Source organism: Streptomyces sp. x-19 (assembly GCF_046549115.1).
Taxonomy (GTDB): Bacteria; Actinomycetota; Actinomycetes; order Streptomycetales; family Streptomycetaceae; genus Streptomyces; species Streptomyces albulus_C.
This window is the reverse complement of sequence record NZ_JAJPWK010000006.1, coordinates 16,957-36,728: the sequence shown is the minus strand read 5'-3', so window position 1 is coordinate 36,728 and position 19,772 is coordinate 16,957. Positions and strand designations below refer to the sequence as shown.

Below are 19,772 nucleotides of genomic sequence, written 5' to 3'. Positions count from 1 at the left end.
ATGTCTCCATCCCCGTGTCGACTGCCGTCGTGCACCGCCGATGTGAGGTGCTCCTGCGGCTCTCCCCACAGCCTAATCAACAGTCGGCCCATAACGGCAGTCGATGCCATGTCGTCTTCAAGCCCGGTCGGCACGCCTACGGGCGCACCCCGTGGATGCGCCCGTAGCTCGTGCCGGCGGCCGGTCGCTTCGTGCGGCGCATGTGACGCCCGCGGACAACCGGCCGGTGTGCGCTGGTCAGTCCATGCGGCGCGGCCCGCCCAGCAGGTTGGTCTCCGGCTCGGTGGGCTGGGTCATGACGAACTGGTGGCCGCCGTCCCGCCGGCACCACAGCATGGCGTTGTCGCTCAGCGTCGGCAGCACCGCCCCGACGTTGTCCGGCAGGCGCATGATCCGCGTCACAACCTCGGCCTCCTCGGGCGAGAGTCGCTGCAGGCCGACCAGGTCCGCCCGGCCGAGCATCTGCGGCGAACGCGGCCCGAGGAAGGGCAGCACCGTCAGCACGGTCTGCCAGGGGCTCGGCGCGAGCTGGTTGCGCGGCGGACGCGCGCCCATGTCGCGGACGACGAGGACGGGGCTGGAAACCGACGGTCCCTGCGGCGCGATCTGGCGCACGTCGAAGACCGAGACGCACTGCTGACCGCCACCGGCGGCCTGCGCCATCTGGCCCCAGGCCGGCGGCCGGGCGGTCTCCACCGCGACCCGGGCGCCGGTGGCGACCGTGCGCAGCGCCAGCACCTGGGCCATCCACATGCTGCCGACCAGCGCGATCTCCATCGGCGCGGGGCGCAGCAGGCTCAGCACCGCCGGCTGGTTCTGCGGGTCGATGCCGATGATGACGCCGTCGTCGCCGACCGGCAGGGTGAGTTCGGCGAGCGACTCGGCCGTCAGCACGTGCGGGTTGCGCCGCGGGCCGCGCAGGCCGAAACCGGGGCGCGGCTTCGGACCCGTCGGCCCGGACTGCTCCTCGTCGGGGCGCGGCTGGTGCGAGAGCCGACCACCGGAGACGCCCTGGTTCGTCGGGGTACGCCAGCCGTCGCTGCTGACGTTGACGCGGGGCTGGTACGTGGGAGTGCCCATCAGCGGGTACCTCCGAGGGGAAGCGTGGCCAGCAGGCCGGGCAGCTGCTCGCGGTCGAGCCGGACGAGTCCGACCTTGACGGAGCTGGAACGACGCTCCAACTCGGTCTGCGCGGCGGAGAGTTCGTTGTCGCTACGGGTCGACAGCCGGATGTAGCCGGAGATGGCCGGCAGTCGGCCGCTGCCGTGCGTGGCGGTCAGCGCGAAGGTGCTGGCCATCGCACGGGTGCTGGTCAACAGCTGGGTGACGGCGGCCAACGGGGCGCCGCCGCGGCCGAGTTGAGGCCAGCGACCGATCCAGTACGTGCTGTGCCAGCGGTCGTCGCAGCGCATCGCCCGGGTGGTCTCCTGGGTGCGGCGGGCGGCCCGGCCGTCCCGGCCCATCGCGCCGTTCGCGGCCCGCGGGCTGACGCACACCGCGGTGCCGACCGCGGCCACCACCTCGCGCTCGTCGAGGACCTTGGCGCGCACGCCGTGCGCGGTGAGCCGGCTGACGAGCTGGTCGGCGGCGCGGAGCAGGGAGCGCTGGGAGCCGTTCATGCCGCCGCCGCGGGCCTCGATCGCCTCGGCGCACAGCTCCGGGTCCAACTTCAGCGCGATCCAGGTCAGCTGCACCGCGGGGGTCTGCGACTGGGCCTGGAGCGGCGCGTAGGAGCGGGCGGCGACGGCCTGCTCGGGCAGGTGCGGCGCCGGCGCGGGCTGGGTGTACTGGACGAACTGCGCGGACTCCAGGTGGATGTCCTCGATGTCCAGCGCGGTGTGCAGCAGCTCCAGCGGGACCATGTGGCTGCCGCGCTGCGGCCGCAGCGGTTCGTCACGGGCGTCCACCTGGACGATGGCGGTCAGGAACGTGCCGTCGCCGACGAAGCCGATGGTGCGCTGCTCGGCGTCGGTGTACTCGTAGGTGCGCAGCGCCGGGTCGCACTCCACCACCGGGGCGAAGGCGGGGTCGACGCCCTGCGTGGCGGCGAGGTTCTCGGCCGCGGTCTTCCCGCGGCGGTTCATCGCGCGCACCGTGATGATCCACTCGGGCAGCGGGATCTTCCGGCGCCGGCCGAGCGCGAAGATGACCAGGACGACCGCCACCACCACGGCCACGGTCAGCGCCACCGGGTGATGCATCGACAGGCCCACCAGGACCAGTGCCGCGGCGAGTTCGATGATGGCCAGTTGTTGGACGCGGACGCCGCCGATGGTGCCGGCCTGTTGGCGCAGCCGGGGCGAAACCGGTCCGGCCGCAGCCCGACCCCCGTTTCCTCTGCTGCCCGGAGCTGTGCCGTCTTGGCCCTCATTTCCCGCGTTCTGCGGTGCAGCGGAAGGCTGTTGCTGCTGTTGCCGCCCATTGCGGCGTCGAGCCCTGGTGGCGCTGGACATCCCCCGGCCTGCTCCTCTACTGGTGGTGGTGCCTCTAGGCGTATCGGCCGCCGCTGAGACTGGTGCGTTGGAAGGTGGCACCCGTACCGTACGGCTCGATCGATACACGGCATAGTAGAGGGCGCTACGGCGTGAGTGCCGGGGGCGGTCGATGTGGATCCGACAGGCGGGGAGAGAAAGCAACAATGGCATCACGTCGGGACGAGCTGAATGCGTATTCGTTCGCTCGAAAGCGCACGAATGCGGCATTTCTGAAGCCGCTGCCGAACGGTTCCATCGAAAGCGCGCCGAGACCGCTGAAGGCCGTGTTGCCCAGTGTGGTGATGGGGGTCCTGGTGCTCGTGGGATTCGGGGCCTGCGGCATTCTCAAGCCGGTCGCCCCGGCGGGATGGGACACCGTGGGGGCAAATGTCCTCGTCGGGGACGAATCCACCACTCGCTATGTCGTACTGGAAAGCAAGGACGCCAACGGCAAAAAGCAGAAGCTGCTCCACCCCGTTCTCAATCTGGCCTCCGCCAAGCTCCTTCTCGACCCGAAGAAGTTCCAGGTCGTCAAGGTGAAGGAATCCGAGTTGGACGGGAAGCTGCCGCACGGTCCGGCCATCGGCATCCCGTACGCCCCGGACCGGCTGCCCGCCGCGAACCAGGCCGACAAGGCCAAGACCTGGGCGGTCTGTGATCGCCCAGGCAGCGGGGAGAACAGCAAGAGTCAGCAGGCCGTCTTCGTCCTCGACGGCAAGGACAAGCTGGACATCGACAACCCCAAGAAGGGCAAGCTCGACTTCCACCAGGCCCTGTACGTCGAGGATCCCGACGGGGTGCCGTGGCTGGTGGACAGCAACGGTTTCGCGTTCCAGATGATCGCCAACGCGGGGCAGGCGTTGGCCGAGGCGCGGGCCGGTATGAAGCACGCCGACGTCGAGGACGACCGGAGCCTGCGGCGGATCATCTTCGGCTCCCAAGCGGAACCGCAGAAGGTCACCGCCGAGTTCATGAACACGCTGATCAAGAGCCCGTACGCGATCAGCATGCCGACCGTGCCCGGTGCGGGGCGCGAGGTCTCCAACTCCGACGTCCCGGCGGCGGCGCGCAAGATCGGCTCGATCCTCCAGGACAGCAACGGCCAGAAGTACGTGGTCCTCTTCGACGGCGTCGCACAGGTCAGCAACTTCGTGGCCAACCTCCTGGAGCAGGGCCCCAACGCCGCGGCGGTGAACGGCAACAGCGGCAAGGCGCTGCAACCGGTGAGCGTCGCCACCGGAAGCATCCGCCACCCCAAGCTGGACACCGACAACCGTCCGTACACCTTCTACGGCAAGGTGAAGGGCACGGAACTGGACAATCCCTGGCCCAAGGAGCCGGTCACCGCGGCCAACGACTTCGCGCACGGCTCCCAGACCGGCGGCCTGTCCTCGCCCACGCCGAACGGCGTCTCCTGCAGCGTCTACAAGGGCACCACCACCAAGTTCGCGGGCGTCGACACACTCGGCTACCCCAACGGACTCCCGGACATGACCACCTGGGTCGGCAAGGACTACCCGGCCAAGATCGCCCCGGGTGCCACCACCTACGTCACGCCCGGCAGCGGCCTGCTGTACCAACAGGCCGCCAACCCCAAGGCGACGTCCGGCAGCCTCTTCCTGGTCACCGACACCGGCCTGCGCTACTCCATCCCGCGGAACAACGATTCCGCCACCAAGGCCGGTAGCGACAAGCAGGACCAGGACCAGGCCCAGATCCATCTCGGCTACGGCGAGGCGCACCCGCCGCTCATCCTGGATGCGTGGTCCAAGCTGCTCTCTGCGGGTCCGTCCCTGGACATCCCCAGCGCGAGCAAGCCGCAGGCTTCCTGATCCGACCGGAAGGGCCATCGGCGGTCGTTGCTCACTCCGCTCAGGGCCGGGCCCGGCACCCTTTCGTGGTGCCGGGCCCGGCCCTTGCGCACTGTGATGTCCAAGTCCCGTGCACTGTGCGGGAGTCGAGCTCTCGCGCCGCACCGGGATTGCTCCACCAAGCCGCCACTTCTCCCCGGAATCTCCACTAGCGCGCGCCCGAAACCACCCCATCTGCCGGATTTCACTGAACGGTGGTTTCTCGACGCCCAGTTGACATTGTTGTGATCCCGTCACGACCGCCGTCCCCCTGTTGGGAACTGGCGTGTCGAGTAGGTAATGTGGCAGGAGGCGTCAGCAGGAGATGCCACCCGCGCACTGCCCTCGTCGGCGCCGCGCGGGCCGATGCACGAGTCTCATGGGGGACGTTGACCATGGCCGGTCAGTTCACACTCACTCACGAGGAGATGGTCGCGTTCAGCGGCAAAATCGACTCGGTCAACCAGGCGATCCAGGGCGAGCTCCAGCGTCTGAACACGGTTGTCGACAACATCACCTCGGGCTGGAAGGGCCAGGCCGCCTCCTCGTACCACCAGCTGCAGTCGCAGGTGAACGAGGACGGCAACCGGATCAACCAGCTCCTGGCTGAGATCAAGGAAGCGGTCGACCAGACCACGGGGAACTACCAGTCCTCCGAAGAGGAGCAGGCTCAGTCGATCTCGCACGTCACCGCCCAGGCGTCCCCGTTCGGATGATGGGGCCGCGCCGCTGACCCCGGCGCTCTCGCCCACCCGCCGTGGTCAGGCCCGCCGGTCTCAGCGCCGGTGCCGGTCCTCGCCACGGCATGTGAATCGACTAGGCAGCAACAACTCCTGAGGAGACCCCATGTCCGGCCAGATCCTGGTCAATTTCCACACGATCAGCCAGGCGAGCTCTGATGTGCGGCAGACCGCCAACAACATCCGCCAGCAGCTCGACGACCTCGAGGCCGGCGTCAAGAAGGTCGCCGCCAGCTGGGAAGGCGCCGCGCAGGAGGGCTACCAGGCTCGCCAGCGCGAGTGGGACCAGCGCGCCGCGCACCTGCAGCAGACGCTGGAGGCCATCGCCAAGGCGCTCGACACCGCCGCGCAGAACTACCAGAGCACTGAGAGCAAGAACGCCAGCATCTGGCAGTGACCGCGCATCGCGCGCGAGCGTAAAGTGCAGATGGCACACGGCTGAGCAGCCCCTGACGGCTCGCACAGTGGTCGACGAGGGCGGGCGCGCTGCACCAGTGCGCTCGCCCTTCTGGTGTCCGTACGGACGCCCCCAGTTCTCCCGCCGTTACCCCTCGCCCTACCCCAACCCACCTATGGAGAGCAGACAACCCGTGGGATCTCGCGCCATTGGTCTACGAACCGGGCATCGTCGTCGCGTAACGGGTGCACTGGTCACCGCGGCCTGCGTCGCCGGCCTGTCGTGCGTTGCCGCCGCGCCGGCGGTGGCGGACGACGGGAACGTTCCGCTCCAAGACGGCGAGTGCAAGTTCGGCACCAACGACATCAAAGAGACCCCCTGGTCCCTCCAGCGCCTGATCAACAGTCAGATGTGGGCGGGTGGCAACAAGGGGGAAGGCATCCGGGTCGCCGTGATCGACACGGGTATCGACGCGGGCAACAAACAGCTCCAGGGCGTCATCGAGGGCCCCGGCAAGAGCTACGTCAAGGACGGCAAGCCGACCCAGGACAAGGTCGGCCACGGCACCAAGGTCGCCGGCATCATCGCCGCCCAACCCCGTCCGTCCTCCGGCTTCTACGGTCTGGCCCCCGGCGCCAAGGTCATCCCGTTCCAGCAGACCAGCGACGAGCAGGCGGGCACCGCGGACACCCTCGCCACGGCCATTGACGACGCGGTCGCGGCCAAGGCCAACATCATCAACATCTCGCAGGGCACGGCTGCCTCCGAGTCGCTGCTGCCCAGGCTCAAGGCCTCGGTCAAGAAGGCCCAGGACAACGGCATCCTGATCGTCGCCTCGGCCGGCAACAGCGGCGCCAGCGGCGCGGAGAAGAACATCTACCCCGCCGCGTTCAGCGAGGAATTCGACAACGTCATGGCTGTCGCCGCCTCCGACCGCAACAACGAGCGCGCGGCCTTCTCCCAGCCGGGCAGCTTCGTCGGCATCGCGGCCCCCGGCGTCGACATGGTCTCCACCGTCCCGCTCGGCGGCAACTGCGTCGACCAGGGCACCAGCTTCTCCGCTCCCTACGCCACGGGTGCCGCTGCCCTTCTGATGGCCAAGCACCTGAACGACAAGGAGAAGTGGGGGCCGCAGCAGATCATCTGGCACCTGGAGCAGACCGCCGATCGGGTCCGCCGGGGCCGGGACAACAACATCGGTTGGGGCGTGGTCAATCCGATGGCCGCGCTGAACGACGACACCCGGCCCGTCGCCCCGCCCGAGCCCGACAAGCCCTCCAGTGTGGCCGACGGCTCCATCATCCTGCCGGCCGTCGCCACCCTCGGCGAAACCACCGAGGAACGACGTGCCCGCATCGCCATCTACATCGTCGGCGGCGGCCTCCTTGCCGTCGCCGCGGTCGTGGGCTCCTCGGTCGCCTTGCGCGACTGGCGCCGCAAGACCGGACTGACATCACACGGGGAGGCCGAGCATGGCTAATGAGCAATACGGCGTTGATCTGGACGCTCTCGACCAGTTGGTGAAGGAGCTCAACCAGATCCTGAAGGACATGGGCGGTCCGAACAACAGGGCCAAGAACCAGACGTATCTGCCGCCAAAGGCCCTGGGTAACTCCTTCGGTGAGCAGAAGGATCTGCACAACGCCCACACCGAAATGCAGCAGTACATCCAGGAAAAGATCGTCAAGAAGATCACTGACCTGATCGACGAATTCGGTCAGAAGTCCAAGAAGACGAAGGAAGCCTACGACGACGCCGAGCAGCGCAACAAGATGCATCATTGACAGTGGCAGCTATGGCGTTGACGGTTAGGTGAGGAAGAAGGGGGACGAGGGGTGAGTGGAGACACGGGCGGCGTGCCCACGGATCGTTACGTGGACACCATGTTCTACACCAAGTTCAATCTGAACAATCTCGACAACTTGAAGTCGATGTTGGACGGCGCCAGCGTCCAGACGGTCCGGGACGTCGCGCGCAACTGGCAGCTCCTGCACGACGACTTGGTCGGCGAGGACGGCCAAGGCGGAATTCAGAAGCGGTTCACCGATGCCGTGAACAAGGTGATGGAGTCCTGGCACGGCGAAGCAGCCAACCGCTTCCAGAAGAAGGCTCAGGAGATCGTCGAGAACTTCCAGAACGGAGCTCCCTTCGCCGTCCAGACGGCGAAGGTCATGGGCGCGACGGCCCAGGACCTCCAGAAGGCCGTCGACAAAGTCTCCACGACCGACGACGGTTGGAACTGGAGCGACGACGTCTGGGGCGAGATGCCCTGGTCGGACCAGATCGACGATGACGACCTGGACAAGGCGCTGAAGTCAGGTGCCAGCACCAGCGGAATCCTTGAAGCAAACAAGGACAACTTGTCGAGCCACCAGAAGAAGCGGCTTGAGGCTGCTGTGGCCATGGAGACTCTCGGCACGTCGTATATGACGCGAGCCACGGGGTTGCGGCAGCCGGGGTCCGGGATTCCCCCGGGCAATAAGTGGGACGACAAGCACAACGAGCGTCCCGACCAGAAGGATCTGGGCGGTATGCCAATGCCCATGGGCCTAGGCAGTGGGCCGGGAGGTGGCGGTGGCGGAGGCAACCTCAAGATCCCCACGCGGGGCATGAAGTCCGCCACCCCCAAAATGCCTGAGACGCCCAAGATGCCGGACCAGCAGGGCATCAGCGGCGGGCTGGGCTCGATGAAGCCGCACACGCCCGATGTGAAGACTGGCCTTGACGGCCTCGGCGGTGGCACCGGCATCAAAATCCCCAACGCAGGTGGTCCGGGCCCTGGCATGGGCGGCGGGACCGGCGTTCACATCCCCAGCGGCGGTGGAGGGGGCGGCGGCATGCCGGGTATTCCCGGCGGCGGCATGCCGACCCGTGGCTTGCCCACCGGTGGCTTGGGTGGAGTGAAGTCCGGCCCCGGTGGCACAGGCGGCGTGAAGAACGGGCCTGGTGGCACGGGCGGCGTGAAGTCCGGCCCCGGTGGCACTGGAGCAACCGGAGGCACCGGAGCTCGCAGCGGTCGCCCTGGTATGCCGGGCATGGGCGGCGCTCACGCTGGAGGCGGCGGAAAGGGTGCGGGCGGACGTGGCGGCGGCGGTGTCAGCGGCGGCGGCGCGCAGGCTCGACAGAAGGGCGGGATCGTCGGCTCGACCGGCGGCAAGACCAGTGGTGGAAGCGGAACTCAAGGAGGCTCCGGCCTGCATCGCAGCCGCGGTGGGGCAGCGGCTGGCACCAACTCCGGCAGTGGACGTCGCCCGGCAGGCATGATGGGTGGCGCGCACGGTGCCCACGGGGCCAAGGGGAAGGGCGAGGGCCAGAACGGCAACCGCCCCGACTACCTCGTGGAAGACGAGGAGACCTGGACGCCGGAGCGTAATGTGGCTCCCCGGGTCATCGAGTAGGAACGGCCAGGCAAGCAATCGGCAGACATGCTTGGGGCCCGCAGCTCTCAGGCTGCGGGCCCCAGTTCTGTGAGGAAGGTGTAATGGCATGAGCTTCACGCGGACGCTGCGTGCGGTGGGTGGCGCGGTAGTGGCGGGGGCACTGCTCTTCGGCACCGCGCCGGTTGCTTCGGCAGACCAGATCAGGAATGAACAGTGGCCGTTGAAAAAATTCGACGCCGAGTCGATCTGGAAGGTTTCGACGGGTAAAGGCATTACGGTCGCAGTCATCGATGACCCCGTGGACGGCGACCATGCCGACCTCAAGGGAAATGTGCTCCCAGGAAAGAACTTTGTCACCGGGGGAACCGCGGATCAGTCGCATGGTGATAATGAGCACGGGACTGCCATGGCTTCGCTTATCGCTGCTCACGGGCATGGGGCTGGTGGGGCCGACGGGGTTAAGGGGTTGGCTCCAGATGCCAAAATCCTCCCCATCGGAGTGGACCTGACTTCTGGAGCCATGGCGGGGTCAGAGGCGGCAGATTATGCGGCCCCGTTGCGATATGCGGTAGACCATGGCGCCCGTGTTGTGAATATGTCTTTTGGCGTAGGCAATGACACCGTCACGCCGGAGGAGCAAGCAGCCATTGACTATGCTCGCAAGCATGATGTGTTGCTAGTTGCTGCAACCGGAAATTCCGGGGGCCTTGCTTCTAACCCAGCATCAGTGCCAGGTGTCCTCGCAGTGGGGGCGGTAGATAGTCAGGGGCACATCTGGCAAAAGTCCAACTACGGCCCTAACCTCAAGCTCACTGCGCCAGGCGTGAACATTCGATCCGCCAGTCCAGTGGAGGACATCCACGGCAAGTACCGCCTGGCCGACGGCACATCCGACTCCACCGCCTACGTCTCCGCCGCCGCGGCCCTTCTTCGTGCGAAGTTCCCGGACCTGACTGCTGGGCAGATCGCGAACCGTCTGATCAAGACGGCCAGCCTTCCGGCTGACCAGCAGGGCACGTCGCTTCCGGACCAGCACTACGGCTATGGGTCCATCAATCCGCTCAGCGCGCTGACCAAGGACGTTCCTGCTGGCTCCAAGGACGGCCCCTTCCCCGCCCTGGGCGGTGGCTCGTCTGGTCCGTCTTCCGACCCCAGCAGCGCAGCCGGCGACAATAACGGCAACCTGACGATCCAGAGCCACAAGGGTCTGAGTGCCCCCTTCATCATTCTCATGCTCGTCGTCGTGGTCGTTCTCCTGGTCATCGTCGTGGTTGTGGTGATGGTGGTTAGGAAGAAGAACCGTCGTAATGGCCCGCCCCCGGGCGGATTTGGTGGACCGGGTGGTCCTGGCGGCTTTATGCCGTACCAGCAGCAGGCTCCGTACCAGCAGCAGCCCGGGCCCGGCGCGCCCGGCTCCTACCCTCAGGGTCCGCCCACGCAGCCGCCCGGTCAGTGAGGCTCTGCTGTAGTTCCAGCGAAAAGTAGCGCATGTGCATTGAGGTCCGCAGCCTTCGGGCGGCGGACCTCAATGCATTTGAGAGCGAAGCGCGTTTGGAAGGGATGAGTCTAAGAGGGACGCGGTCCGCGTTTTCGAGGTCTCTTGCCGAATCCGCTAAACCCACGTCGGAGTGAGTGAACTCGCGATGGGAGCTATCTCTACACCGTGTGACGCCCGGGTTGGCCCGTGATCTGACGTGACGCCGCCTCGGGGAATTCTGTCGAGCGAGCTTTCGTGCAGTGCCTGACGGGTCCGGGATGGGCGGCGCGCATCGGTTCCGTGTCGAGATATCCGATACCTGTAGCGAGGAGGTTGTCGTGGTCGTCTCGGGCAGGGGGACGGGGCGGAGAGCGGTCGCCGGCTGCTGATCCTCGGAGGTCGTGACCGGATGGGGTGTTGTTCCGCGTCCGGGTGGGTCGGGGAAGGCCGTGTGGGCGGAGTGGATCGTCGAGACCGGTACGGCGAGGGACGGAGGAGGCCAGCGGAAGCCGACGGACGTGCCCCGGGGGTTGACTTGAAACCACGACAAAGCCGCTGCATCACCGGCCTGGGTGGTCGGAGTGCAGCGGCTCTGTGAGGGAGAGCGGAGGTCAGCCGAAGACGTCCTCGACGGTGCCCTTGGCCTTTTCCTTGGCGGCGTCGGTGGCTCCCTGGTAGCGGGTGGCGGCACCGCCGGTGTGGGCGTCGACCTGCTTCTGGGCCTGGTTCAGGCCGCGGTCGGTGAGGTCGTTCCGGGCGTGATCGACGTACGTCTTGGGGTCGGTGAGTTCATCCGCCCCCTGCTTGACGCCCTCGACGTACTCTTCGGCCTTCTTCTTGCCGATGTCCGCGGTTTCGTCGAGCTTGATGCCGTCGCGTTCGCCGAAGTGGGTTTCGATGCCCTGCTCGGCGATGTTCTGGGCCATCTCCGTGCCTGCTTCTTGGGCCTTCGTCTTGGCCGCGTCGACGACCTTTTCCTTGACGGTGTCCTTGACCGTTTCCTTGATCTGCTTCTTGGCGTAGTCCGTGACGACCTTGCGAGCCTCCTGGGAGACCGCCTTCTTCGCCAATTTCTTGATGGCGTCCATGGTGGCGTGTTCCATGGCCTTGGTCGCCGCCTGCATGACCTCGTGCTTGATCTTGTCGAGGATCTGGCGGACGATCAGCCGGGTCGCCTGGGTGGCACCGGCCGCGGCGATTTCGGATGTGCCGAAAGTGAAGGGGGCAGCGGCCTGTGCGGCGATGATCTCGGCGGCCAACATGACGAGCTGGACGATGACTGCGATCTTGCCGGCGAGCACGGCAATGGCTGCTGCGTCGAACGCGTCGGCGATGATCCCGGCGGCCTCCGCGGCGTCGCGGAGGTAATGGTCGCCGGTGCTGCCGCCGGCGCCGCCTCCGCCGAAAGCGCCCCATTCCTTGGTGAAGCCTTCGACGGCGTCACCAGCGTTGGCAGAGACGACCTGATTGGCGGCCAGGGAGCCCTGCTCCTGCGCCTGGTTTACCGATTCTGCGAAGTTGCGCCAGATCTGGGCGCATTCGTGGAGTGCGTCCTCGTCGGCGCCCGGCCAGTTGTAGCCGAGGAGGTTCAGCACCCAGCTGACCTCGCTTGGCAGTGTCAATGACACGGTAATTGTCCCCCGCGCGGTGATAGTCGATTGCTGGTGGGATGGAGAGAGCGGAAGTGAAGGGTGCGGGGGGTGCGTCAGATCTGCGGGCGGCCGACCGCGCTGATGGTGTGGACGCCCTGCTCGTCGGACTCGCTGTACGAACGGGCCATGTCGTCAAGCTTGTGGCCGATGCCTTCGAGACGCTCACCGAGCGAGTCCATCGACTTGAACATGCCGTCCCGGACGGGGACGTAGATCGTGTCGAAGAGGTCGCCGAAGTCGCAATCCTTCCAAGGACTATCCATCGACTTGAGGTCGTCCTGCAGCTTCTTCGACGCCTTGGCGAAATCGTTCCCGATGTGGACAAAAGAGTTTCCCTGCGTCCGCAGGACGTCCGGGTCTACATCAAATTCCTGGCCAGCCATCATCGCCCCCGTCTTTGCGGTGCGCTCCGCACCTTGCTCGTCACGCCTAACGGTCTCACATTAGGCGATCTGCGTGGAGTCGTGTCAAGGCGAGAGCGGTGGCCCTCATGGACCCGTTGGGTGGGGCGAACAGCGTTGGGATTTTTGCCAATTGGTCCGGCTGGGGCCCTGGTGGAAACTCGTGGAATTGGTGAATTTAGGGTGGTGGTGAGGATGAGTGTGGTCGACTTGTGGGGGTCGGGTGGGTGAGCTGTGTGTCGGGGGCCAGTCGTGCCCTCCAGGGCGGGCGATGGTGACGTCAGCTGCGTGCGGCGTCGCAGCGGCTCGGGGCATGGGGCTGCGCGGCGTCCCGTAGCATTTCCGCTCATGGACATAGCCGACGCGGCCGACAGTGATGAGCCTGATGGGAGTGATCAGGTGCCCCCTGGGGGCGAGGGTGAGCGTCGAGCGAGGCTGACGCCGCGTCAAGCGCGTGTCATGCGCGTCGTGTTGGCCTCGGTGATGATGGCCGTGATGGCGGTGTTGCTGGTGCTGAGGTTGGCTTCCCGTGGGTCGGTGTTGGTTGTCGGGGTGTACGGGGCGGCGCTTGTGCTCTGTGGAGTCGTCATCGAACTTGCTCGTAACGGGCGTACGCGGCTGGGAAGTTGGCTGCTGGGTATCGGGCTGGCTGCCGCGTTGGCGGCGGACTGGTTGCTCTTGCCTTGAGCGCCTGGGGCCCCGGTGTGTGAATGCGGGGGAGAGGGTTGTCCCTGTATGCCCGGCCCGCGCGGAGGCGGAACCACGGATGGCTCCAGCAATGTCATCCGCTCCTGATACAAGTGAGATCGGTGTGTCGAGATCCTAGGAGTTGCTGTGTGGTTCGGTGGACGCCAGAAGGTGCCGGGGTTCGGGGCTGTGGTGCTTGCCATGACCTTCGTTCTGGCGGGATGTGGGACGGGTTCGAAGCTGGGTGGCTCCCAGGCGGCCGAGAATGTCCTGCCGCCCCGTGACAGCATGCCGGCGGAACTCGGAACTGTGATCAACAAGCCGTCCAGTCGAGCCCTGAACCGCAAAAAGTGCAGCTTCACCGCGGACATGCCCTCGGGATGGTGTGAGGACGCCGTGGCTGAGGGGCATACCGGCTATGGGAACGGCGATGGGAGCAAGCGCCTTCTCTTCGACGTGATCGTGTACCGCAACGACACCGCGGCCAAATACGCCTTCAGGAAGTGGAACACCTCTATCCGGCACACCCCTTCCAAGTACCGGACCTTGAACGCCGACAAGTTCGGATCCGAGAGCATGGTGTTCGTGGGGGCCTCGGGGGCGAGCCGGGACGACCAGCAGATCGTTATCCACGAGGGTCACTTCGTCGGCACGGTGAAGTTCCTCGGGAGCGGTAAGCGGGACGCCCTCGACGCCACCTTGAGCAAGATGTCGGACACGTTCGTCAAGAGGATGCAGAAGGAGGACTAGCCTCCTTCGTTCCCGCGGAGCCCGCCTCTTTCCTTTAGACGCCCCAGCCGAGTAGGCGCTCCAGCCGAGCAGGGAGCCCGCTGGGTGGTGGAGGCGAGGGCGCTTCGGACCGTGCGGAAGCCGGAAGTCTCGCCCGGCTCCGTCCGTTCCCGCCTCGGTTGGGCGGAACGGACGGAGCCGGGCGCAGTCACCTCGGCCCGCGCCGGTCTGGGGCAGTCAGAACAACCCGTGCCACATCTGCTCGGTCACCAGGGACCACCAGTTGTCGGGGTCGTCCAGGGACCACGCGTCGAGGGCCACGAGTTGTTCCTGGAAGGCGGCGACCGCGGCGCCCGCGGCATACGGGTCGAGGCCGGCGAGTTGCCGGCGCGTGGTGACCAGGAGGGTCAGCGAGCGCAGGTAGGCGGCGAGGGAGCGGTTGACGAAGCGGGCGCCGCCGGTACTGGGCTGGACGGCCCACAGGGTGCCGAGTTGGTTCGGGTCGTCCTCCGGGGCGGTGCACTGGACGGCGAGGGTGTAGAGGCCGTCGGTGCCGACGCGGACGTACCCGGCGAGGATGTCGAGGACCTCCGGCGGGGCCTGCGTCCCGGCACCGCGGAGGTGGGTGGCGACGTCCGCGAAGAGTCCGCCGGCCGGCGGCGCGGCGGGGTCGTCGGCGGTGAAGAAGTACGGGACCCGGGCCGGCAGGCCGGCTTCGATGAGGGTGGTCCGGGTGTCCTCGGGGAGTTGGCTGGCGGCGAGCGCTCCGGCGTCGGGGCGGCGCACACCGTCGGCGCCGAAGACCTCGGTGAGGTGGGCGCCGAGGTCCGCGGTGGGCAGCGCCGGCGCGGGGGCGACGACCCGCGGGGCGGGGGTGCGATGCGGCTGCGGCGGCGCCTGGCGGCCCGCGAGCCGGTGCATGGTCTCGACCTGCTGGACCAGGCCGGCGATGCCCGCGGCGCGCTCCTCGGGGCTCGTGCCGTACTCGGTGGTGCAGGAGAACGCGGCGTTCGGGAAGGCCCGCAGGACGAAGTCGCCGGTGTAGCCGCCGGGGAGCATCGCCGGTCGCAGGTCGGTGTGGACCGCGCGGACCGCGGCGCCGTCCACGCCCAGCTGGCGCAACGCGTCGAACAGCTGGTACTCGGCGGGCGGCAGGCCGGGGCGGGAGACCTGGGCGAGGCTCGTCTCCTCGCCGGTGGAGGGGTCGAGGTAGGTCGCCACGGCGGTGTTGCCGGGGCCGGTGACCGGCGGCTGGGCGGTGGTGCCTGCCTGCGCCTGGGTGTTCACGAGTGGTCTCCTTCGGGGCCGTGGGAACGGCCGTGGGCGGCGGCGTCGGCGGAGGTGGTGCCGGCGGGCGCGGTGGCGGCCTGGGTGGGTGCGGCGGCCTGGGCGGGGACGGTGGGGGCCGCGACCTCGGGTGCCTCGGCGGTCGCGGTGGCCGGGGCCGGTGCGGGCGCCGGCGCGAGGATCTGACGTGCCGTCACCCCCCGTTCGGTGGCGACGACGAGGACGCCCTCGGGCGTGAGCTCGGCGTCGCGGAACGGGGAGTCGGAGATCAGCGCGGTCACCACGTCGCCGCTGGCCCGGTCCCATACCCGGAGGTAGTCGGAGCCCCGGCTGAGGCCGTACGGGGCCGCGGCCCGCTCCTCGTCCGACGGGCGCAGCACCTGCGCGGGGTCGGCCTCGACGTATCCGGGGCTGAGGAGGTCGTGGAAGAGGAGGGCGGTGGCGGTGGACGGCTGCGCGGGGGAGGGCCCCTGATCCGCCGACGCCTCGGACTCCGGGCGGTCCGCGGCCGGCACCGCCCGGGAGCCGGGGGTGCCCGCGGGGACGACCAGCGCGACGACGGGACGGCGGCCGGCGCCGGGCGCCGCCGGGTCCGCCTCCTCCGCGGCCGGCAGGCTGCCGGCCGCCACCGAGGCCACGCCCGCCAGCGGCACGCTCCACAGGGTGCGCCACGGCAGGTCCAGGCCCAGCCCGTGCAGGGCCTCCGCGTACGGCTGGAGGTCGTCCTCGACGAACGCGGTCTCCAGGAGCGCGGCGCGCATGTCGGCCGGGGCCCCGGAACGGGTCAGCAGGGGCGCGGTGCGCAGGTACGTACGGGCCGGTGCGCCCAACTGGTCGAGGGGCACGGCCTCGATGGCGGTGCGCAGCGCGATCGGGTCGGCGTGCGTGAACAGGCCCGGATCGACGAGGAGTTGGGGGAGCAGGCCGGCGTCGAGGGTGTGTCCGGCGAGGTGGTCGCGGACGTAGTGGTCGGCGCGGGACCAGTCCTGTTGGGGCACCGCCTCCAGGAGCGCCATGGCGATCTTGGTCTGGGTGTCCCGGGGGTCCGGCAGGCCCGAGCGGATCTCGGCGGCGAGGGCCGGGTGCGTCAGGCGGACCAGGGTGCGGACCGCGGGCTCGGCGGGCGCCTCGGGCCCGGAAGCCTCGTCGTCCTCGTCCACGGGGGCTTCCACCGGCTCCACGAACGGCGCGGCCAGCAGCATCCCGTCGGCGAGGACGCGTCCCATGTCGCGGCCCGCGACGGCGTCCGCCAGCGGGCGCCACAGCTCGACCGGCAGCCCGTCGCCCTCGGCGAACGCCAGCGGCGCCAGCATCTGCCGCAGCGTCTGCGGATCGGCGCCCAGACGGCGGGCGTGCAGGTCGAGGACGTCGCCTACGGTGGCCGGCAGTTGCGCCTCGTCCTCGGGATCGAACCCCTCGGAGTGGGCGAAAAGCGACTGCACCGCCAACTGGACCGTCAGCCGGCTGCCGCCGGCGCGCCGGGCGAGGGCCTCGGCGAGCTCCCGGCGGGCGGCCGGGTCGGTGGTGTACGGCAGGTCGGGGGCGCCGGCCTCCGGGGCGAGCGCGGTCTCGGCGTGCAGGACCAGACCCTCGGGGTCGGCCCACTCGGGCGCGTCGAGGTCGATCACCTGCACCTGGCCGCTCGGCAGCGCGCCGGCCAACTCGGCGGCGAGCTCCCGGGGGACGTCGGCGAGCAGGTGGACCGTCGGCGTCGCGGCGAGCGGCGCGAGGACCTCGCGCACCAGGCGCGCCGGCTCGCCGGCGGCGCGCACCGGCCCGGCCCGGTCCACGTCCGGGACGACGATCGCCAACGGCTCCTCGCGGGCGCCGAGTTCGGCGAAGACGTCCGTCGCGCGCCCGGCGGCCAGCTCAAGGTGGTCGGCGAGCAGCCACAGCACCTGCGCTGACGTCAGGCCCCGGACGTCCGGCACGACCGGTGCCGGGAGGTCCGGGGGGACCGTCGCCGGGTCCAGGTCGTCCACCGGGAGCTGCTTGCGGTATTCGGGGTCGCACAGCATCAGGAAGCCCGCGACCACGCGGGAACGCCCGCTACCGGGGTTACCGGTGAGGGCGACGACCCGTGGTGCGCCCGGCCACCGCATACGCCAGGCGGCCAGCGCCCGGAGGGCGGCGCTGCGGCCGCCGATGTACGGGTGCGGCGCGTATCCGGCCCCCGCGCCGGCTGCTTCGCCTGAGGCGCTCATGACTTCCTCGTCCCCCATCTATCCCGCCACCACTTCCGCGGATCCGTGCGTGTACGGGATAGATCCTATGATCCGGGCCGGGCGGGTGCGACGTTCGAGGGGCGGCTGTTCCGGAACTGGCACACAGGAGCGTGCTGACCACGGGAGAAAAGGAGGCGCAGTGCGGGACGGACGAGGGCTCTGGGCTTCCCGGGGCCCGCGGTTCGAGGAACGACATATCCGCTCCAACTGATCGAACTCCCCTCTTCTTCCTCTCCGCCGCACCCTCCTTACCCGCTTATTTCCCTTTGGTGATTTCCGCGCGGTGTCGGGCTCTTGTCCGACCTGTTCTTTTACGGGGCGCCCTTTCCCGGGCTCTGGTCGTCGGGCCGGTTGATCTCACTGAACTCCGCAGATCTCCGCTGATCTCCGCTGATCTCCGCGGACCTTCGCACCGTTCTTGTCCGGACCGTTGTACTCCGACGCGTTCTTCTCCGGGGTGTCCGTGTCCCGCGGCGGCGCCGGGCGGAGGGGGAGGACCGGCACGTCCCGGACGGGGTGCGAACGCGACGATCCGCCCTCCCGGGCCGGCGCACCGGCCGGGGAGGGCGGATCGTCTTCCTGCCGCAGGACCTCCGGTCCCGGCCACCCGCTGCGCGCTCGCCGTGCGGGCAGGGTCCGGGCACGGGCCCTGGCCGGTGGGCTCGCCGCGTCGCGGCGGAGGGTCAGCGGTGGCCGCGGCCGTTGCCGCGGCGCGGGCCGGTGACGAGGTTGAGGCTCGGGCCGTCGCGCTCGGCGCGCTCGCGGTCGTCCTCCTCTTCCTGCTTCTTCTGCCACTCGGCGAACTTCGCGCGGGACTCCTCGCGCTCGGCCATGGTCTGCTCCTCGGCGGCCTGCCGGATCTTGGTCAGCCGGTCGCCCAGCGCGTCCATGTAACCGGGCGTCTCGATGGCCTCCTTCATGCCCATACGGCCGGAGAGCACTTCCTTGGCCATCTCCTGGAGCTTGCCACCCACATTCGGGTTGTCCGCGAGCACCTTCAGCGCCTTCCGCAGACGGTGCGCCTGCTCAGGATCCTGGGCGACGTCCATCAGGTCCTCGTCCTGGATCTGCCGCTCTTCGTTCATGTCTGCCCCCTCGTACGTGGTGGCACAGCAACCGCGCGTGCTGCACCGGCGTCCTGAGTGTAATGACGGAAGTGAACGGGTCGTCAAGGCGGGGTTGTCGGTATTGCCGCATATTGCTCCGCGTCCCTTACGCGCTGCACACAGAAGCCACTCCGCGAGGGGCTTCCGGGCTATTGCCGGTGTGCTAGACCTGGAGCGATGTTCAGCAGGTCGCTGTCATTCAATTCGGGGAGAAATGATGTCCGATGAAGTCCGGCTCAGTACCGAGGCGTTGCACAAGCTCGGTACGACCTTCGAGAATCGTGCGGAAGAACTGAGCCGGCAACTGAGCGCATTCAGACGGCGCGCGGACGCCGAAGCGCTCAGGGATGGTTTCGGCAGCGACGAGGAGGCCCGGCCCTACCGCGAACTGTTCGAGGAGGCCGAGCGCGCCCTGGCCCAGCTCCAGCAGCGGCTCGCCGCGGTCGGCGGCGGCATCAAGGAGACCGTCGCCAACACCCAGGCCGCCGAGGACGAGCTCGTCGAGATCATGCGGAGCACCAAGTGACCGAGCCACGACGCAATCCCCACGCGCTGCACGAGGCGGCCGCCGGTTGGCGCGACATGGGCAAGCACCTGGACGGACTCGTCCGCGACCTGGACCGGCACGTCGGCACCGCCGCCGCGGCCGACTGGCACGGCCCGGCGGGGGAGGCGTTCGCCGGCGAGTGGCACCAGCTGAAGCGGTCCGTCGACGACTCCCTGCCGGTGTTCGAGCTGGCCGCCGCCGACCTGGACGAGGCCGCCGCCGCGCACTCCACCGGCAGCGCCGGCGGGGACCACGCCGCCGCCCCCGCGGGCGGCGCGCAGAACGCCACCCAGTCGTCCGGCCGGGACATGGCCTACGGCTTCATGGCGCTGGGCCAGCTCGCCAACGGCCTCGGCGGCGCGTTCGGCAAGCAGGGCCGGGGCGGGGGCGGCCAGGGCCAGGCCCCGCAGCTGCGGCACCAGTGGGACTCCTCCACGGCCGCCCACGGGCCCGACCCGTTCGACACGCCCCGGGACGGCGCGGCCGCCACCCGAGGTGGTGAAGGCATCGCCAAGGGCGTCCGGACGAACCCGGCCGAGGCCCAGCGCGCGGCGGACGAGCAGGATGCCAAGGACGCCGCCCGGCAGAAGGACGCCGAGCAGAAGGCGGGGGCCGGCAAGGACGCCGAGAAGCCGGCGGACAAGGCCGCGGAGAAGGCGACGGGTGGCACCACTCCCGACGCCGGGTCCGCCGCCGGGTCCGCCGCCGGCCCGGCCGAGGGCGCGTCCGCCCCGCCCGGTCCGGACGTCACGCAGCACGGCGCCTTCGGCTGACCGCACCGTCCCCGGCCAGCACGGGGCGGCCGGGGACGGGACAACGG

The 19,772-nt window shown here is 68.9% G+C and carries 18 protein-coding genes; 11 read left to right on the top strand and 7 right to left on the bottom strand.

All coding sequences use genetic code 11. The features are described 5' to 3' along the window. Window positions 1-237: 237 nt before the first annotated feature. Both ACLJT4_RS17260 and eccE read right to left on the bottom strand, forming a co-directional pair. Window positions 238-1,080 (bottom strand): hypothetical protein, encoded by an 843-nt coding sequence (locus tag ACLJT4_RS17260; RefSeq protein ID WP_016572245.1) that lies wholly within the window; start codon window positions 1,078-1,080, stop codon window positions 238-240. Continuing rightward, window positions 1,080-2,453 carry a type VII secretion protein EccE gene (gene eccE / locus ACLJT4_RS17255; RefSeq protein WP_411123207.1) on the bottom strand — a complete coding sequence of 458 codons (1,374 nt, stop codon included), beginning with the start codon at window positions 2,451-2,453 and terminating at the stop codon, window positions 1,080-1,082. Before eccE ends, ACLJT4_RS17260 begins: the two co-directional genes overlap by 1 nt. 185 nt (window positions 2,454-2,638) lie before the next feature. On the opposite strand from eccE, the gene ACLJT4_RS17250 reads away from it, so the two are divergent. The 7 genes from ACLJT4_RS17250 (at window position 2,639) to ACLJT4_RS17220 (ending at window position 10,297) form a co-directional block, all read left to right on the top strand. Beyond that, the gene (locus ACLJT4_RS17250; RefSeq protein ID WP_411123206.1) at window positions 2,639-4,306 is read left to right on the top strand and encodes a type VII secretion protein EccB; all 1,668 of its coding nucleotides are present in this window, start codon (window positions 2,639-2,641) and stop codon (window positions 4,304-4,306) included. 413 nt (window positions 4,307-4,719) lie between these two features. Then, window positions 4,720-5,040 (top strand): WXG100 family type VII secretion target, encoded by a 321-nt coding sequence (locus ACLJT4_RS17245; protein ID WP_016572248.1) that lies wholly within the window; start codon window positions 4,720-4,722, stop codon window positions 5,038-5,040. 130 nt (window positions 5,041-5,170) lie between these two features. Beyond that, window positions 5,171-5,461, top strand: coding sequence for a WXG100 family type VII secretion target (locus ACLJT4_RS17240; RefSeq protein WP_016572249.1), 291 nt, complete (start codon window positions 5,171-5,173; stop codon window positions 5,459-5,461). Window positions 5,462-5,765: 304 nt separating this feature from the next. Continuing rightward, window positions 5,766-6,941, top strand: coding sequence for a type VII secretion-associated serine protease mycosin (gene mycP / locus ACLJT4_RS17235; RefSeq protein WP_411123205.1), 1,176 nt, complete (start codon window positions 5,766-5,768; stop codon window positions 6,939-6,941). After that, window positions 6,934-7,245 carry a hypothetical protein gene (locus tag ACLJT4_RS17230; RefSeq protein ID WP_037633014.1) on the top strand — a complete coding sequence of 104 codons (312 nt, stop codon included), beginning with the start codon at window positions 6,934-6,936 and terminating at the stop codon, window positions 7,243-7,245. The genes mycP and ACLJT4_RS17230 overlap by 8 nt, the downstream gene beginning before the upstream one ends. A 99-nt stretch (window positions 7,246-7,344) precedes the next feature. Next, window positions 7,345-8,859: a WXG100 family type VII secretion target gene (locus ACLJT4_RS17225; RefSeq protein ID WP_411123411.1), complete on the top strand. Its 1,515-nt coding sequence runs from the start codon at window positions 7,345-7,347 to the stop codon at window positions 8,857-8,859. An 88-nt stretch (window positions 8,860-8,947) separates the two neighbouring features. After that, on the top strand, window positions 8,948-10,297 hold the full coding sequence (locus tag ACLJT4_RS17220; protein ID WP_411123204.1) for a S8 family peptidase: 1,350 nt from the start codon (window positions 8,948-8,950) through the stop codon (window positions 10,295-10,297). Window positions 10,298-10,929: 632 nt separating this feature from the next. Here the strand turns inward: ACLJT4_RS17220 and ACLJT4_RS17215 are convergent. Both ACLJT4_RS17215 and ACLJT4_RS17210 read right to left on the bottom strand, forming a co-directional pair. Next, window positions 10,930-11,946 (bottom strand): PE-PGRS family protein, encoded by a 1,017-nt coding sequence (locus tag ACLJT4_RS17215; protein WP_411123203.1) that lies wholly within the window; start codon window positions 11,944-11,946, stop codon window positions 10,930-10,932. A 77-nt stretch (window positions 11,947-12,023) separates the two neighbouring features. Beyond that, window positions 12,024-12,356, bottom strand: a complete 333-nt coding sequence (locus ACLJT4_RS17210; protein ID WP_411123202.1) for a WXG100 family type VII secretion target — start codon at window positions 12,354-12,356, stop codon at window positions 12,024-12,026. Between the two features lie 363 nt (window positions 12,357-12,719). On the opposite strand from ACLJT4_RS17210, the gene ACLJT4_RS17205 reads away from it, so the two are divergent. Both ACLJT4_RS17205 and ACLJT4_RS17200 read left to right on the top strand, forming a co-directional pair. Further along, window positions 12,720-13,058 (top strand): hypothetical protein, encoded by a 339-nt coding sequence (locus tag ACLJT4_RS17205; protein WP_411123201.1) that lies wholly within the window; start codon window positions 12,720-12,722, stop codon window positions 13,056-13,058. A gap of 201 nt (window positions 13,059-13,259) precedes the next feature. Beyond that, a complete protein-coding gene (locus ACLJT4_RS17200; protein ID WP_411123200.1) occupies window positions 13,260-13,808 on the top strand; it encodes a hypothetical protein in 549 nt (182 codons plus the stop codon). A gap of 216 nt (window positions 13,809-14,024) precedes the next feature. On the opposite strand, the gene ACLJT4_RS17195 is transcribed toward ACLJT4_RS17200, so the two are convergent. The 3 genes from ACLJT4_RS17195 to ACLJT4_RS17185 form a co-directional block, all read right to left on the bottom strand. Next, entirely contained in the window at window positions 14,025-15,074 is a 1,050-nt protein-coding gene (locus tag ACLJT4_RS17195) for an SUKH-4 family immunity protein (RefSeq protein WP_411123199.1), read from the bottom strand. Beyond that, window positions 15,071-17,278, bottom strand: coding sequence for an ATP-binding protein (locus tag ACLJT4_RS17190; protein ID WP_411123198.1), 2,208 nt, complete (start codon window positions 17,276-17,278; stop codon window positions 15,071-15,073). Before ACLJT4_RS17190 ends, ACLJT4_RS17195 begins: the two co-directional genes overlap by 4 nt. 704 nt (window positions 17,279-17,982) lie before the next feature. After that, the gene (locus ACLJT4_RS17185) at window positions 17,983-18,384 is read right to left on the bottom strand and encodes a hypothetical protein (RefSeq protein ID WP_411123197.1); all 402 of its coding nucleotides are present in this window, start codon (window positions 18,382-18,384) and stop codon (window positions 17,983-17,985) included. A gap of 238 nt (window positions 18,385-18,622) precedes the next feature. On the opposite strand from ACLJT4_RS17185, the gene ACLJT4_RS17180 reads away from it, so the two are divergent. Continuing rightward, window positions 18,623-18,931, top strand: coding sequence for a hypothetical protein (locus tag ACLJT4_RS17180; RefSeq protein ID WP_038526525.1), 309 nt, complete (start codon window positions 18,623-18,625; stop codon window positions 18,929-18,931). Continuing rightward, the gene (locus ACLJT4_RS17175; RefSeq protein WP_411123196.1) at window positions 18,928-19,725 is read left to right on the top strand and encodes a WXG100 family type VII secretion target; all 798 of its coding nucleotides are present in this window, start codon (window positions 18,928-18,930) and stop codon (window positions 19,723-19,725) included. The genes ACLJT4_RS17180 and ACLJT4_RS17175 overlap by 4 nt, the downstream gene beginning before the upstream one ends. The last annotated feature ends 47 nt before the right edge of the window (window positions 19,726-19,772 follow it).

Excerpts from the sequence above, each read along its gene's own strand:
- ACLJT4_RS17190 (WP_411123198.1), bottom strand. The coding sequence starts at position 17,278 with ATGAGCGCCTCAGGCGAAGCAGCCGGCGCGGGGGCCGGATACGCGCCG.
- ACLJT4_RS17240 (WP_016572249.1), top strand. The coding sequence starts at position 5,171 with ATGTCCGGCCAGATCCTGGTCAATTTCCACACGATCAGCCAGGCGAGC.
- ACLJT4_RS17210 (WP_411123202.1), bottom strand. The coding sequence starts at position 12,356 with ATGATGGCTGGCCAGGAATTTGATGTAGACCCGGACGTCCTGCGGACG.
- ACLJT4_RS17185 (WP_411123197.1), bottom strand. The coding sequence starts at position 18,384 with ATGAACGAAGAGCGGCAGATCCAGGACGAGGACCTGATGGACGTCGCC.
- ACLJT4_RS17220 (WP_411123204.1), top strand. The coding sequence starts at position 8,948 with ATGAGCTTCACGCGGACGCTGCGTGCGGTGGGTGGCGCGGTAGTGGCG.
- ACLJT4_RS17200 (WP_411123200.1), top strand. The coding sequence starts at position 13,260 with ATGACCTTCGTTCTGGCGGGATGTGGGACGGGTTCGAAGCTGGGTGGC.
- ACLJT4_RS17245 (WP_016572248.1), top strand. The coding sequence starts at position 4,720 with ATGGCCGGTCAGTTCACACTCACTCACGAGGAGATGGTCGCGTTCAGC.
- ACLJT4_RS17205 (WP_411123201.1), top strand. The coding sequence starts at position 12,720 with ATGGACATAGCCGACGCGGCCGACAGTGATGAGCCTGATGGGAGTGAT.
- ACLJT4_RS17250 (WP_411123206.1), top strand. The coding sequence starts at position 2,639 with ATGGCATCACGTCGGGACGAGCTGAATGCGTATTCGTTCGCTCGAAAG.
- ACLJT4_RS17260 (WP_016572245.1), bottom strand. The coding sequence starts at position 1,080 with ATGGGCACTCCCACGTACCAGCCCCGCGTCAACGTCAGCAGCGACGGC.
- ACLJT4_RS17230 (WP_037633014.1), top strand. The coding sequence starts at position 6,934 with ATGGCTAATGAGCAATACGGCGTTGATCTGGACGCTCTCGACCAGTTG.
- ACLJT4_RS17180 (WP_038526525.1), top strand. The coding sequence starts at position 18,623 with ATGTCCGATGAAGTCCGGCTCAGTACCGAGGCGTTGCACAAGCTCGGT.
- eccE (WP_411123207.1), bottom strand. The coding sequence starts at position 2,453 with ATGTCCAGCGCCACCAGGGCTCGACGCCGCAATGGGCGGCAACAGCAG.
- ACLJT4_RS17225 (WP_411123411.1), top strand. The coding sequence starts at position 7,345 with ATGTTCTACACCAAGTTCAATCTGAACAATCTCGACAACTTGAAGTCG.